General features: G+C 69.9%; 14 protein-coding genes and 1 pseudogene. 10 read left to right on the forward strand and 5 right to left on the reverse strand.

The annotated features are described in order from the left end of the window. Together GY24_RS18125 and fbaA are read right to left on the reverse strand one after the other, a co-directional pair. A pseudogene (locus tag GY24_RS18125) lies at positions 1 to 261 on the reverse strand (hypothetical protein); the annotation flags it as partial. A gap of 10 nt (positions 262 to 271) precedes the next feature. Next, positions 272 to 1,297 carry a class II fructose-bisphosphate aldolase gene (fbaA, locus tag GY24_RS15030; RefSeq protein ID WP_083364601.1) on the reverse strand — a complete coding sequence of 342 codons (1,026 nt, stop codon included), beginning with the start codon at positions 1,295 to 1,297 and terminating at the stop codon, positions 272 to 274. Positions 1,298 to 1,581: 284 nt separating this feature from the next. Between fbaA and glpX the strand changes: the two genes are divergently transcribed. Next, positions 1,582 to 2,574, forward strand: coding sequence for a class II fructose-bisphosphatase (gene glpX / locus GY24_RS15035; RefSeq protein ID WP_104477141.1), 993 nt, complete (start codon positions 1,582 to 1,584; stop codon positions 2,572 to 2,574). A gap of 156 nt (positions 2,575 to 2,730) precedes the next feature. Here the strand turns inward: glpX and rmuC are convergent, their stop codons facing one another. From rmuC to GY24_RS15050, 3 genes are all read right to left on the reverse strand, one after another. Further along, on the reverse strand, positions 2,731 to 4,149 hold the full coding sequence (gene rmuC, locus GY24_RS15040) for a DNA recombination protein RmuC (protein ID WP_104477143.1): 1,419 nt from the start codon (positions 4,147 to 4,149) through the stop codon (positions 2,731 to 2,733). Positions 4,150 to 4,260: 111 nt separating this feature from the next. Next, positions 4,261 to 4,878 carry an exonuclease domain-containing protein gene (locus GY24_RS15045; RefSeq protein ID WP_083365482.1) on the reverse strand — a complete coding sequence of 206 codons (618 nt, stop codon included), beginning with the start codon at positions 4,876 to 4,878 and terminating at the stop codon, positions 4,261 to 4,263. Positions 4,879 to 4,988: 110 nt separating this feature from the next. Next, positions 4,989 to 5,351 carry a DUF1801 domain-containing protein gene (locus GY24_RS15050; RefSeq protein WP_104477145.1) on the reverse strand — a complete coding sequence of 121 codons (363 nt, stop codon included), beginning with the start codon at positions 5,349 to 5,351 and terminating at the stop codon, positions 4,989 to 4,991. A 133-nt stretch (positions 5,352 to 5,484) separates the two neighbouring features. Here GY24_RS15050 and ychF point away from each other — a divergent pair, with 133 nt between their 5' ends. The 9 genes from ychF to GY24_RS15095 all read left to right on the forward strand — a co-directional run. Then, a complete protein-coding gene (ychF, locus tag GY24_RS15055) occupies positions 5,485 to 6,558 on the forward strand; it encodes a redox-regulated ATPase YchF (protein ID WP_104477147.1) in 1,074 nt (357 codons plus the stop codon). Between the two features lie 272 nt (positions 6,559 to 6,830). Beyond that, positions 6,831 to 7,259 carry a DUF2695 domain-containing protein gene (locus GY24_RS15060; protein ID WP_133161217.1) on the forward strand — a complete coding sequence of 143 codons (429 nt, stop codon included), beginning with the start codon at positions 6,831 to 6,833 and terminating at the stop codon, positions 7,257 to 7,259. Between the two features lie 159 nt (positions 7,260 to 7,418). Then, positions 7,419 to 7,829: a VOC family protein gene (locus tag GY24_RS15065; protein WP_104477151.1), complete on the forward strand. Its 411-nt coding sequence runs from the start codon at positions 7,419 to 7,421 to the stop codon at positions 7,827 to 7,829. 394 nt (positions 7,830 to 8,223) lie between these two features. Continuing rightward, complete coding sequence (locus GY24_RS15070) at positions 8,224 to 9,192, forward strand: Ppx/GppA phosphatase family protein (protein ID WP_104477153.1); 969 nt, start codon at positions 8,224 to 8,226, stop codon at positions 9,190 to 9,192. Between the two features lie 127 nt (positions 9,193 to 9,319). After that, positions 9,320 to 9,652: a hypothetical protein gene (locus GY24_RS15075; RefSeq protein WP_133161218.1), complete on the forward strand. Its 333-nt coding sequence runs from the start codon at positions 9,320 to 9,322 to the stop codon at positions 9,650 to 9,652. Positions 9,653 to 9,705: 53 nt separating this feature from the next. Continuing rightward, on the forward strand, positions 9,706 to 10,347 hold the full coding sequence (locus tag GY24_RS15080; protein WP_104477157.1) for a hypothetical protein: 642 nt from the start codon (positions 9,706 to 9,708) through the stop codon (positions 10,345 to 10,347). Positions 10,348 to 10,378: 31 nt separating this feature from the next. Next, positions 10,379 to 11,122, forward strand: a complete 744-nt coding sequence (locus GY24_RS15085) for a hypothetical protein (RefSeq protein ID WP_133161219.1) — start codon at positions 10,379 to 10,381, stop codon at positions 11,120 to 11,122. A gap of 102 nt (positions 11,123 to 11,224) precedes the next feature. Next, a complete protein-coding gene (locus tag GY24_RS15090) occupies positions 11,225 to 11,836 on the forward strand; it encodes an RNA polymerase sigma factor (RefSeq protein WP_233279402.1) in 612 nt (203 codons plus the stop codon). A 69-nt stretch (positions 11,837 to 11,905) separates the two neighbouring features. After that, a partial coding sequence (locus GY24_RS15095; RefSeq protein ID WP_202972963.1) for a hypothetical protein occupies positions 11,906 to 12,964 on the forward strand: 1,059 nt, incomplete at its 3' end.

The following is a 12,964-nucleotide window of genomic DNA, read 5'->3' on the forward strand; positions in this document are numbered from 1 at the left end:
TGTGGTTCTGCGCTCGGGCATCTGGCCCCCGGCGCCGTCGACTGGGCCAGCCTGCTCAAGCACGCGCCGATGCGTGATCGGCATGCCGGTGGGCGCCGGCGCTGCCGGCGGCTGCGGCGGCTCGGCCGTGGGCGGGACCGGCGGCTGCCAGGTCCAGCCCTCCGGCGCGAGCTCGCCGTACCGAGGACGAGGCCGCTCATCCGCCTTCGAAGGTTCAGGCTTCGAGGGATCGGGGGTGGAAGCGGCCTCGTTCTCAGTCATGATGCGGGTACTAGCTGTTCGAGTGGCCGAAGGAGCCGAGCTGCTTGGTCGACTCGAGCACGCGAGCGGCCATGGCCGACTCGGCGACCTTGCCCCAGGCGCGCGGGTCGTAGAGCTTCTTGTTGCCCACCTCGCCGTCGACCTTGAGCACGCCGTCGTAGTTCTTCAGCATGTAGTCGGCGATGGCGCGGGTGTAGGCGTACTGGGTGTCGGTGTCGATGTTCATCTTGATGACACCGTTGGCGACGGCCTCGGCGATCTCGGCGTCGGTCGAGCCGGATCCGCCGTGGAAGACGAGGTCGAGCGGCTTCGGGCCGGTGCCGTACTTGGCCTGGATGCCGTCCTGAATCTCCTTGAGCAGGGCCGGGCGCAGCTTGACGTTGCCCGGCTTGTAGACGCCGTGCACGTTGCCGAAGGTGAGGGCAGACATGTAGCGGCCGTTCTCGCCGAGGCCGAGGGCCTCGACCGTGGCGATCGCGTCGTCAAGGGTCGTGTACAGGCTGTCGTTGATGTCGTGGCTGACACCGTCCTCTTCGCCGCCGACGACGCCGATCTCGACCTCGAGGATGGCGTTGATGGCCTTGAGGCGGGGGAGGATCTCCTTGGCGATCTCGAGGTTCTCGGTCAGCGGCACGGCCGAGCCGTCCCACATGTGCGACTGGAAGATCGGGTTGCGGCCCGCCTTGACCTCCTCCTCGGATGCGGCGATCAGCGGCATCACGAAGTCGTCGAGGGCGTTCTTCGGGCAGTGGTCGGTGTGCAGCGCAACGGTGATGGGGTAGTTGTCGGCGACGGCGTGCACGAACTTGGCCATGGCCAGTGCACCGGCGGCGCGGTTCTTCACGGTGTGGCCGGCGAAGTAGTCGGCGCCGCCCGTGGTGACCTGGATGATTCCGTCAGAGCCGGCCTCGGTGAGCCCCTGCAGGACAGCGTTGATCGTCTGCGAGGAGGAGACGTTGAAGGCGGGGTAGGCGAAACCCTTGTCCTTCGCCTTGTCCAGCATTGCGGCGTACTGATCGGGCGTTGCGATGGGCATGGAAGCTCCTTGGCGTTGGTCTGAGAGTGTGAGCAAAGTCTAGCCAGCCCCGGCCTCGCCCACATCCGCGCCCGCGGCACCGGACACAGATGCCTGTGAAGGACCGGCTTGAACTTGTCTGTTCTGTTAAAGTTCACGATTCTTTCCGATTTGCCGCGTGGATTCTTGCGCCACAGCGAGCGACGGTGAAATAGCCTGAGACTGGCGGCTCGCCAACTCGCTGGCGGGCATTCGGGCGCACATGCACCCGAAGCCTTTCACCATCGCGTCCGGGAGGACCCACCATGACGAGCACCGAAACCGCCAGCATCTACCTGCACCCCGACCGCAACTTCGCGATGGAGCTCGTTCGGGCCACGGAGGCGGCGGCGATCCGTGCCGTACCGTGGATCGGCCGCGGGGACAAGCTCGCCGCCGACGGCGCAGCCGTCGACGCGATGCGGGCCTTCCTCGGAACCGTCAACTTCGACGGGCTCGTCGTGATCGGCGAGGGTGAGAAGGATGCCGCGCCGATGCTCTTCAACGGTGAGCGCGTCGGCAACGGCCGCGGCCCCGCCTGCGACATCGCGGTCGACCCGATCGACGGCACCAGCCTGACCGCCGTCGGACGCCAGAACGCGATCTCGGTGATCGCCGTCTCCGACCGGGGCACCATGCTCGACGCCTCCAGCGTGTTCTACATGGACAAGATCGTCACCGGACCGGAGGGTCACGGCGTCATCGACATCAGCCGGCCGATTGGTGAGAACATCCACGCCCTGGCCAAGGCCAAGGACATGGAGGTCGGCGACATGCGCATCGCCGTGCTGGATCGCCCCCGGCACGAGCAGCTCATTGCCGACATCCGCGCGGCCGGCGCCGGAACCCGCCTGATGAGCGACGGCGACGTCGCCGGCGGCATCAACGCTGCCCGCTACGACTCCCGCATCGACATGTGTGTCGGCATCGGCGGCAGCCCGGAGGGCATCACCACCGCCTGCGCCATCAAGGCCCTCGGCGGCTTCATGCAGACCCGCATGGCGCCCAAGGACGACGCAGAGCGCGCCCGCGGCGAGGCCGCCGGCCTCGACTGCGACCGGGTGTACGACGCGGACGACCTGGTCAAGGGCGGCAACACCTTCTTCGTCGCCACGGGCGTGACCGACGGCGGGCTGCTCGCCGGGCCGCGCAAGGTCGGCCGCACCCACATCCGCACCGAGAGCATCATCCTCCGCGGCAAGTCGGGCACGATCCGCCGCATCACGGCGGACCACCTCGTCTCCAAGTGGCTGAAGTAGCGCGCCGCTAGCCCCGCCGAGGCCGGGGAGCTCGGAACCACCCGTTGGTCGAGTCGGAACCGCCCGTTGGTCGAGTAGCGAGGAACGAGCGTATCGAGACCGGCTTGCGAGGTCTCGATACGGCGCTGGCGCGCCTACTCGACCAACGAGAGGCGCTCAGTCGGCGGGGGAGTACTCCGGCAGGCTGTGGCGGGCGTTCGACTGCTCCGGCTCGGTGTGGGGCCGTTCCAGCTCGAGCCCGTCGGCCTCCGGGAGGTCCAGCTCAAGGTCGGCCTCGGGGAGCTCCAGCTCGACGGCGGTGAGCTTGCGCGGCACCTCGTGGATCGGAGCCGGCGCGATCAGCAGGTCGATCTTCGTCTCGTCGATGCCGGGGAACTGCCGCGCGGTCACGAGCACGCGGGTCTCGAGCGAGTTCGCGAACTTGTTGTAGCTGTCCACGGTGCGCTCGATCGCCTTGCGCAGCCCGTCGGCGTGCGTGCTGAGCGTGCCGAGTCGGGCGTACAGCGCCTTGCCCAGCTCGAACAGCTTCTTGGCGTCATCCGTCAGCGCCTGCTCCTGCCAGGTGTAGGCGACGGTCTTCAGCACCGCCCAGAGGTTCACGGGCGAGGCGAGGGCGACCCGCTTACTGAAGGAGTACTCCAGGATCGCCGGGTCGGCCTCCAGAGCGGAGGAGAGAAGCGATTCGCTGGGGATGAACGCGACCACGAACTCGGGGCTGGCGTCGAGCCCCTCCCAATACGTCTTCTTGGCGAGGGCATCGATGTGCCCGCGCACCGCCTTGACGTGCCGGTCGACGAGCGCCTTGCGGCGCGCCCCCTCCTCGCCGGTCGCGGTGACCGCGATCTGGCTGGCCTCGAGGTAGTGCTCCAGCGGCACCTTCGCGTCGACGGCGATGGACTTGCCGCCGGGCAGGCGGATCACCATGTCGGGGCGGCCGATTCCGGCATCCGTCGTGATCGTCTGCTGCACGTCGAAGTCGACGTACTGGGCCAGACCCGCCGCCTCCACGACGCGGCGCAGCTGCGTCTCGCCCCACACGCCGCGCGTGCTGTTGGAGCGCAGGGCGCTGGCCAGCGACTCGGTCGCCCCGCGCAGCTGCTCGTCGGAGAGCTGGGCCTGCTTGAGCTGCTCGGCGAGCGAGCCGAACTGCTCGCTGCGCTGCTTCTCCAGCTCGGTGACGGTGGTCTGCATGGTGCTCAACGTCTCGCGCACCGGGCCGAGGGCCTGCAGCACGGCGCTCTCGCGGCGCTCCCGCTCTGCCTGCTCGATGCGGTCGGCGCGGTGCCGCTCGGCGAGCTCGCCGAACTGCAGCTTCTGCGCCTCGATCTGCGCGAGCAGGCTGTCGACGGTCGCGTCGGCCGCGGCCAGCTCCGCCTGCAGGCCGGCGTGGGCGGATGCCGCCCCGGCACGCACCTCGGAGAGCTCCAGCGCGTGCCGCGCGGCCAGCACCTCCGGCGACTGCGCCGCGTCGGTCAGGCCGCCCGCCGCGCCCCGGCGGGCGTACACCCAGGTGGCGATCACGCCGACGGCGGCCCCGAGCAGCAGGCCGAGCACGAGCATCAGAAGAGGTTCCATACTGCAAGTGAATCAGCTGCCACCGACAGGGTCGGCTGCGACAAGCGGCTGCGGCGCCGGCGCGGCCGGCAGACGGGGCGGGAGCAGGCCGGAATCGGCGTGAAGGCGGCGCTACTGCAGCGCCATCGGGCCGTGCGTGCTGGCTCGCTCGGCGGTGGCGACGGGCCCGATCACGCCGATCTTCACCCGCGTGATGTGCGCCAGGCGCTCGAGGTCTTCCGCCTCGTGCCGGCCGGCGGCGTGCACGATGATGGCGGCGCACGCCTCCGCGTCGGCGAGGGCATCGTGGTGCCGGAAGTCCTCGAAGCCGGCCGCCATCGCCGCGACGGGCAGGCGGTAGGAGTCGAGGTGGTAGGTGCGCCGGGCCACCTGCAGGCTGCAGACGTAGCGGAGGTCGGGCACGACGAGCCCGCTCGCGATCGTGGCCGCCTTGATCACGCCGAGGTCGAAGCTGGCGTTGTGGGCGACCAGGTGGTCGCCGCCGACGAAGTCGAGCAGGTCGGGCAGCTGCCCGGCCCAGTTTGCGGCGCCGGCGACATCCGATGCCCGGATGCCGTGGATGCGGGTGTTCCACTCGACGAACTCGTCGTGCGGCGGCGCGGGCTTGATGAACCAGTTCGCCTCGTCGACGACGCGGCCGTCGCGCACCTTGACCAGGCCCACAGAGCAGGCGGAGGCGGCGGAGGAGTTGGCAGTTTCGAAGTCGATCGCGGTGAAATCTAGGGGCACGAAACCATGTTCTCACGCAGCGATGACAGTCGGCTTGGAGCGCGGATGCCAGCCGGGCGCATGACGCGCGCGCCCGCGCCCGCGCTCGTCGGCGGGGAGCGCTCCGCTCCCTAGGAGCGGGCCGCCGGCGCGTCGATGGCGGCCGCCTGGGTGAGGTAGTCCCGGATGGCGTCGAGGGGCACGGGCTCCTCTGGCCAGAGCTTGACGTGCCGGGTGTTGTACCCGGTGCCCTCGAGGAGCCCGTGCTCGTCGGTGAAGGCGGCGCCGCGCTCGAAGCCGAGAGTCAGGTACTGGGCGCTGGGGCTGACGCTCGCGAGGATGCGGGTGCCCTGCCACGCGGGCGAACCCGTGCTGATCACCTCGTGTGCGCTCGGAACGGTCTCCTCGACGAGGCGCCGCAGCGACTCGAAGATCTCGCGGTATTCGGGCGTGAGTCTGGCCTCGGCGAAGACGTCGAAGTCTTTGTTGCGCATGGACTGCCTCTTCCGTGGCCGGGGTGTCGCGGGCGGTGCGAGGCTACTGCGCGGTCGCGGCGCCGTCAATGCTTTGCCGCGGCATCCGCCGTCAAGACGACGGAGCCGCCCCCGAAAGGTAGACTGTCCCACCGTGGCTCTTACTATTGGAATCGTTGGTCTGCCCAACGTCGGCAAGTCAACCCTTTTCAACGCTCTGACGAAGAACCAGGTTCTCGCGGCGAACTACCCGTTCGCCACGATCGAGCCCAACATCGGTGTCGTCAACCTGCCCGACGCCCGGCTGGAGAAACTCGCCGAGATCTTCGGCAGCGAGCGCATCCTGCCGGCTGCGGTGTCGTTCGTCGACATCGCCGGCATCGTGCGTGGCGCCAGCGAGGGTGAGGGCCTGGGCAACAAGTTCCTCGCCAACATCCGCGAGGCCGACGCCATCGCGCAGGTCGTGCGCGGCTTCGCCGACTCGGACGTGGTGCACGTCGACGGCAAGGTCAACCCGGCCGGCGACATGGAGACCATCAACACCGAGCTGATCCTCGCCGACCTGGAGACCCTCGAGAAGGCGATCCCGCGCTTCGAGAAGGAGATCAAGGGCAAGAAGCTCGGCCCGGAGGTGCTCGTGGCCGCCAACGAGGCCCGCGACGTGCTGAACGCCGGAACCCCGCTGTCTGCGGCATCCGTCGACCTCGAGCCCATCAAGGAGCTCGGCCTGCTGACGGCCAAGCCCTTCATCTACGTCTTCAACGTCGACGAGGCCGTGCTGCAGGATGACGCCAAGCTCGCCGAGCTGGCCGCCCTCGTCGCCCCGGCGAAGGCCATCTTCCTGGACGCCAAGCTGGAATCCGAGCTGATCGACCTGGACGACGAGGATGCCGCCGAGATGCTCGCCTCGACCGGCCAGACCGAGTCCGGCCTCAACCAGCTCGCCCGCATCGGCTTCGACACCCTCGGCCTGCAGACCTACCTGACGGCTGGTCCGAAGGAGACCCGCGCGTGGACGATCCCCCAGGGCGCCAAGGCTCCGCAGGCGGCCGGCGTCATCCACACCGACTTCGAGCGTGGCTTCATCAAGGCCGAGGTCATCTCCTTCGAGGACCTCGTCGAGACCGGCTCGGTCGCCGAGGCGCGCTCCAAGGGCAAGGCCCGCATGGAGGGCAAGGAATACGTCATGCAGGACGGCGACGTCGTGGAGTTCCGCTTCAACGTCTAGCTTTCGCTAGTTTCTGGGACGGCCCCGTCTGCTTCGGCAGGCGGGGCCGTTCCTGTGTTCGCACGCTGGCTTCGCGCTCGCGGCCCCCGAAAAGTCTCGCGGCCCCCGACATATCGCGGGCCGCGAAGCATTTCACGGGCCGCGACGGTGGGGCGGGGCCCGACGAACGGCGCGCAGCCGAACGGGTGGGCGTGGCGCGGCAGAACGGCCCGTCCGGGAGGGCGGATGCCGATGTCGGCCGCGGTGTCGGTGGCTCGTGGCACGGTTCCCTCATGGAACGCACAGAGATCACGGAACGGGCCGAGCGGATCCTTCACGATGCCGCCTCGACCCTCATGACACCCACAGCCGGCGAATGTCTCGTCTGCTTCGTGGCTCGCCAGATCGACGAGTTCGGGTGCGACGGCACCCACCGGTTTGTATCGCAGTATCGTGACAGCGTTGCGCCGCGCGCCACGGCGCTGATCGCGCGACTCTCCGCGATGGGCGCGTGCTGCTGTGATTGTGAGATGTTCATGAACAGCTATGAGCCCGCCGCGCGACTGTGGACGCCGGTGCAAGAATCGGACGACTCGGAAGAGTGGGGTGAACGGGTGGACACCAAACCACCCGACAGGATGCCCCCATGCGGCACGACACGACGGGGCTCGACCAAGCCATGCACGAACTGGGAACGCATTTTCCGCCCGCGGTGGCGGTAGTTCGGTTTCAGGATGCGGTGGAGTTCCTCGTCAACGCCCAGCAACACACGCTGACGCCCCGAGCCCGGTCCCCGCGACGAGTGCGGAGACTCCTGTCGGCCGCCCGTGGCACCCGACGTGGTCCATGACCCCGGCGGATGCATCCGGTAGCGTCTGCTCATGGCCATTTTCGATCATCTCGGCATCACCGTCGACGACGTGCCGCGGGCAGTCACGCAGTTCGACCCCGTCCTGACGGCGCTCGGATTCGCCCGGTACGACGCGAATGGGTCGGTCTCGTGGAGCCTGGACGGCGAGCCGGAGCTCATCCTGCTGCCGGCTCGCGACGCGGGCACCGGACCGCACCGCCACGGGCGAGTCGGGTGGCAGCACATGGCGTTCGCCGTCGACTCCCGCGAAGAGGTCGACCGCCTGCATCAGATCGCGACGGACACCGGGTGGACGGTCGTGCGCGACCCGAAGGAGTACCCCCGGTTCACGGAGCGGTACTACGCCTCATTCGTCGAGGATGACAACGGCATCCGGATCGAATTCATGCACAACCCGCCGCGCCCGCACGAGGCCGGCTGACGGGGCGCGGGGGAGCCCCGCTTTAAGGCCAAGAACTCGCGAGGCCTCGGCGGCTTGTCCGGCGGATGCCCCGACCTTCTCCATCACCCGCACGAACGACAGCACCTGGCACATCGCGGTGGACATGGCGGCCCCGGAGACGCCCACGATTCGCGCGCTGTCCTCAGCTGGCGCCGTGCTTGTTGAGCAGGATGTGGAACTCGACTGGCGCCGCGTGGGTGGCAGCGAGCAGTGCGGCGGGCCGAGCGAGGTCGAGCCCGTCACCCTCGAGATCCCGTCTTAAGCTGCTCGATGCGGGGTGGCGGGGCGAGGCGGCCGGGGCGGGCGGGCGGCCGCGGCATCCGCGGGATAGCCTCGAGGGGCACCGAATCGTCGACAGAGAGCACTGAAACCCATGACCCGTGTAGCCGCCATCGACTGCGGAACAAACTCGATCCGCCTCCTCATCGCCGACCTCGACGGGCACGGCGGCCTCACCGACGTGCTGCGCACCCTCGAAGTTGTGCGGCTCGGGCAGGGCGTCGACCGCACCGGCCGGTTCGCGGATGACGCGCTCGCCCGCACCCTGGACGCCACCCGCCGGTACGCCGAGCTGTGCCGCGAGCACGGCGTCGAGCGCGCCCGCTTCGTCGCGACGTCCGCCACCCGGGACGCCGCGAACCGCGACGAGTTCACCGACGCCGTGCAGCAGATCCTCGGCGTGCCCGCCGAGGTGATCCCCGGCACCGAGGAGGCCGCGCTCTCCTTCCGTGGCGCCCTCACCGCAGTGGCCGGCGCCGGGGCGGATGCCGCGGCGCGGCACCTCGTCATTGACCTCGGCGGCGGCTCGACTGAGCTGGTGCTCGGGCGGCAGGCCCCCGAGGCCGCGATCTCGATGGACATCGGCTGCGTGCGCATGACCGAGCGGCACCTCGGCGCCGGGGCGGACGGCGACGTGGCACGAGACGACGCCGCCTTCGCCGCGCTGCGCGCCGACGTGAACGCCGCGCTGGACGCGGCATCCGCCACCGTCGACGTGTCGCTCGCGACCGAGGTGGTGGGCGTGGCCGGCACGGTGACGACGATCACCGCGCACGCCCTGCGCCTCGACGCGTACCGGCCCGAGCTGATCAACGGCAGCAGGCTGCCGCTGGCCGTCGTACTCGAGGCGTGCGAATCGCTGGCCCGGATGCCGCGCGCCGAGCGTGCCGCACTGCCGTTCATGCACCCAGGGCGGGTCGACGTGATCGTGGCCGGCGCCGTGATCTGGTCGACGGTGCTGCAGCGGATCGCGGAGGCGACGACCGCCGCCGGGCACCCGCTCGAGTTCGTCACGACGAGCGAGCACGACATCCTGGACGGCGTCGCGCTCTCGCTCGGCTGAGCGCTCTCGCTCGGCTGAGGGCTCTCGCCGCACCCGTTCTCTCCCGTGGCACGTGCCGGGTGTCACGAAGCGACAACGTTTGCGGCGCTCCGCCGGCCGTCGAGGCCACACATGCCAGTGTGGGCATATGACCGTGGAGACTCCTGCGTGGCGCCGCGTGCTATTGCCGCCCGTCATCGTCGTGCTCGTCACATGGGCGCTCATGGCGCTGGCGCAGGGGATCCCGACGGTGTGTGCACTGGCCTTCACCTGCCCGGCACCCGATGTGCGCCTCGCGCCCGCCCTGATCTACGGGGCACTGCTCCTGCTGCCGCTGCTGGCACTGGCATTCGTGGCCAAACGCCCGTACCAACGTGGCTGGCTGGCTGCGCCCGCCTACATCGTGCTCGGCGTGCTCTGCCTGCTCGGGATCGGGACGGTTCTGTTCTCCGGCGGCTTCGCGGTGCCGTTCTCGCTCTAGCCCCCACTCGGGTGTAACGTGTGGCCGGTACGGCGACGAGGGGGAACCGGATCATGATCGCATCGAGTTCACGCACGCGCGGACTGGTGCTGGTTGCGGCAGCGTCCGCAATCCTGCTGCTGACGGGCTGCGCGACGGCGCAGACCGGTGCGGCCGTCCCCGGGGCGTCCATTCCGCCGAGCGCCGCGCCGGTCGCGCCATCGCCAACGCCGACTCCGACCCCGACCGCACCGGAGGAACCGGCCGCCTGGACGATCGGGTTCGACAGCGTGGGCCCGATCACGCTCGGGTCCGAGATCGCCTCCGTCGAGCGGAGCATGGACGGCTTCACGCGCGCCGTGTACGAGGGATGCGAATCAGTCGTCTCCTTCGAGAAGGCACACGTGCCCACCATCGTGATCCCCGACCGGCTGGGCACGGGGCTCGTCGAGCAGATCGTGCTGATGGGCAATGTGGACGAGCCCGGGCTCGCTGAGGGGGCGCCGCGCACCGTAGAGGGCATCGGCGTCGGGTCGAGCCTCGCCGAGCTCCGGGCCGCGTACCCGGACATCGAGTTCCAGGGAGACCCGCCTACCCCGCACTACGGGTTGTCGGACGACACGGGGCACTGGATCCTCTTCACGCTGTACGAGGACGCCGTGCAGACTGTCGTCGTGCGCGACATGCCCGTCGTCAACCGCGAGTACTGCAGCTGAGCGGGCGGCTCGACCTGCCGTGGCCCGCAGAATGCCGGATGACGGCATGCCATCCCCTACATTGATGGACATGCGTCCATTCAGGGGGATCAAGCCCATTCAGGCGTGCGCGCTCAGCGCCGGCATCGTCGTGGCATTGCTCAGCGGATGTGCGGCAGGCCCGGTGGCAGAACCGCCTCGCACCGACGGCCCGACGGCGGCTCCGACAGCTGCCCTCCCGGAGGAGACTGCGGCGCCGCGCCCGACGCCGACGGGCCCGCCGACGCAGCCCGAGCAGCCGCCGGCTCCCGCGATCGACCTCGAGAACCCGGGCACGTGGCTGATCGGTTTTGAGGGCATCGGGCCGATCGATCGCGGCGCGCAGATCATCGATGTGCGGCCGTCGATGGGCGCCTTCTCCGAACGCACGATGCCCGAATGGTGCCCTGTCGCACAATTTGACCGCGCGGGCGGCCCGACGGTGGTGGCCACCCTGGACGAGGATTTCGCCACGATCACGGGCATGTTCGTTGGTGGCGGCGCCGATCCGGCCGCCACCAACGAGAGCTCCCCACGCACGGCGGAAGGCATCGGGATCGGCTCCACTCTGGGCGAGATGCTCGCTGCCTACCCGACGATCACGAAGTCGGGGGAGTATGGCGGTGGGACTCCGACCCTCTACTACGCGCTGCAGAACCCCGCCGGGGTCTGGCTGGTCTTTGCCGTCTACGAGGAGGTCGTGGGCGCGATCTTTGTGCGCGATACTCCCAGGCCGCCGAGCGAGTACTGCGCGTAGGAATCGTGCCGACGCCGAGTCGCGCGCCCGAGGCTCGCGCGCACGAAACGCGATCTGCGGCATCCGGTGCAAGAATCGGCGCAGTCACGACATATTCCAAGCGTGACGATCGACAACGAGACAGCCGTGGCCGATGCGAGCGAGGGGGAGGCGATGACTGAGCGCACCGACGAAGACGTGCAGCGCGACGTGCAGCCCGACGCGCCTGCGCCCGCCGCGCCGCGCGACGACGGGGCCTGGTTCACCGCGGTGGTGCGCGAGCATGGGGCGGCGCTGGTGCGCTACTTCGCCCGCCGCGGCCCCCGTCAGGACGCCGAGGACCTCGCCGCCGAGGTCTTCGCGACCGCGTGGCGCCGACGCGCCGACGTGCCGACGGATGCCGTGCTGCCCTGGCTGTACCGCACGGCCGGTTTCACGCTGGCCAATCATCGCCGCAAGCTCGTCGACCTGCCGGTCGACGAGGTGCCCGAGACGGGGGCGGTGCGGGTCGGCGACGACCCCGAGCTGAGCCTGCTGTTCGACGCGGAACTCCGCGGCGCCCTCGCCAGCGTGGGGGAGCGCGACCGGCACATCCTGCTGCTGAACGCGTGGGAGGGCTTGGACGGGGTCGAGCTCGCCGAGGTGCTCGGCATCTCGCGCTCTGGGGCGGATGCCGCCCTCTCCCGCGCCCGCAAACGGCTGCGGGACGCCTGGCACGATCGCCTCTCCTTCTAGACCACCTGCAAGCTTTGGGCCCCTGGGCACATATTCCCCAGTGAACCGCACTCACGGAGGGTGAACGACATGAACGCCAACATGAACGACAACGACCACGACGACGCCGGCGCGAACGCCGCTGGCGGAGCGAACGCTGCCGGGAACGATGCGGGCAGCGCCGACACCGGGCTCGATGCGGAGGCCCGGCTGCGCGCCGCGGACCCCGCCATCGGCCTCGAGCCCAGCGCCGGCTTCGTCGACGCGGTGCTCGCCCGCACCGTCGGGGCGGCAACCGCCGGCTCGACCGCGGCCTCCGAACCCGCCCCGGTGCACGACTTGACGGCCGAGCGGGCACGCCGCCGCCCCCGCTGGCTGCCGATCGCGGCAGTCGCCGCCTCCATCGCGATCGTCGGCGGCGCCGGCTTCGGCCTCGGCGCAAGCGTCAGCAACAGCAACATGGCCGGCGGACCGCTGGGCGGCGCCGAGGGTGCAGCTCCTCCCATCTCGCTGCAGTCCGGGCCGGGCGCGGGCGGCACGGCTCCCGAGATCGCGGGTGGGCAGGGCCGCGTCTCAGGCCTGGGCCAGCAGGCCGCTTCTGGTGCTGAAAGCGACACGAAGATGGCGCCGTGGGGATTCGGCCGCAACAGCTTCAGCTCCTCCGGGCTGTCCACGCAGACCGGGAGCGCCGCCGGATACGGCTACGACGCCCGCTCGGCGTCGACCCCCGAGCGGATCGCGGTGCTCGCCGCGGCCCTGGGCGTCGACGGGACGCCAGAGCTCAAGGATGGCGCATGGCACGTGGGGCCGCAGGACGGCTCGGGGCCTGCACTCTACGCCGGCCTCGACGGCACCCTCAGCTTCAGCTACACCAACCCCGCTGTCGACCCGTGGCAGTGCGACCAGCCCGATGACGCGACGGGGATGTGCCCGGTGCCGACCAGCCTCCCCAGCGATCAGGATGCGATCGCAGCGCTGCGCGGGATCGTCACCGCTGCCGGAAGCGACCCCGCCGCGTTCGAATTCAGCTCTGAGACGTGGGAGGGCTCCTACACCCGGAGCGCCCAGGCGTACCCGCTCGTCGACGGCCAGCGCATCGGCCAGGCGTGGTACCTCGAAATGACGGATGCCGGAATCTCCAGCGTCTAC

This window comes from Microterricola pindariensis (assembly GCF_002936985.1).
Taxonomy (GTDB): Bacteria; Actinomycetota; Actinomycetes; order Actinomycetales; family Microbacteriaceae; genus Microterricola; species Microterricola pindariensis.

Coding starts and splice junctions, on each gene's coding strand:
- fbaA (WP_083364601.1), bottom strand. CDS start 1,297: ATGCCCATCGCAACGCCCGATCAGTACGCCGCAATGCTGGACAAGGCG.
- glpX (WP_104477141.1), top strand. CDS start 1,582: ATGACGAGCACCGAAACCGCCAGCATCTACCTGCACCCCGACCGCAAC.
- rmuC (WP_104477143.1), bottom strand. CDS start 4,149: ATGGAACCTCTTCTGATGCTCGTGCTCGGCCTGCTGCTCGGGGCCGCC.
- GY24_RS15050 (WP_104477145.1), bottom strand. CDS start 5,351: ATGCGCAACAAAGACTTCGACGTCTTCGCCGAGGCCAGACTCACGCCC.
- GY24_RS15060 (WP_133161217.1), top strand. CDS start 6,831: ATGGAACGCACAGAGATCACGGAACGGGCCGAGCGGATCCTTCACGAT.
- GY24_RS15065 (WP_104477151.1), top strand. CDS start 7,419: ATGGCCATTTTCGATCATCTCGGCATCACCGTCGACGACGTGCCGCGG.
- GY24_RS15070 (WP_104477153.1), top strand. CDS start 8,224: ATGACCCGTGTAGCCGCCATCGACTGCGGAACAAACTCGATCCGCCTC.
- GY24_RS15075 (WP_133161218.1), top strand. CDS start 9,320: ATGACCGTGGAGACTCCTGCGTGGCGCCGCGTGCTATTGCCGCCCGTC.
- GY24_RS15080 (WP_104477157.1), top strand. CDS start 9,706: ATGATCGCATCGAGTTCACGCACGCGCGGACTGGTGCTGGTTGCGGCA.
- GY24_RS15085 (WP_133161219.1), top strand. CDS start 10,379: ATGCCGGATGACGGCATGCCATCCCCTACATTGATGGACATGCGTCCA.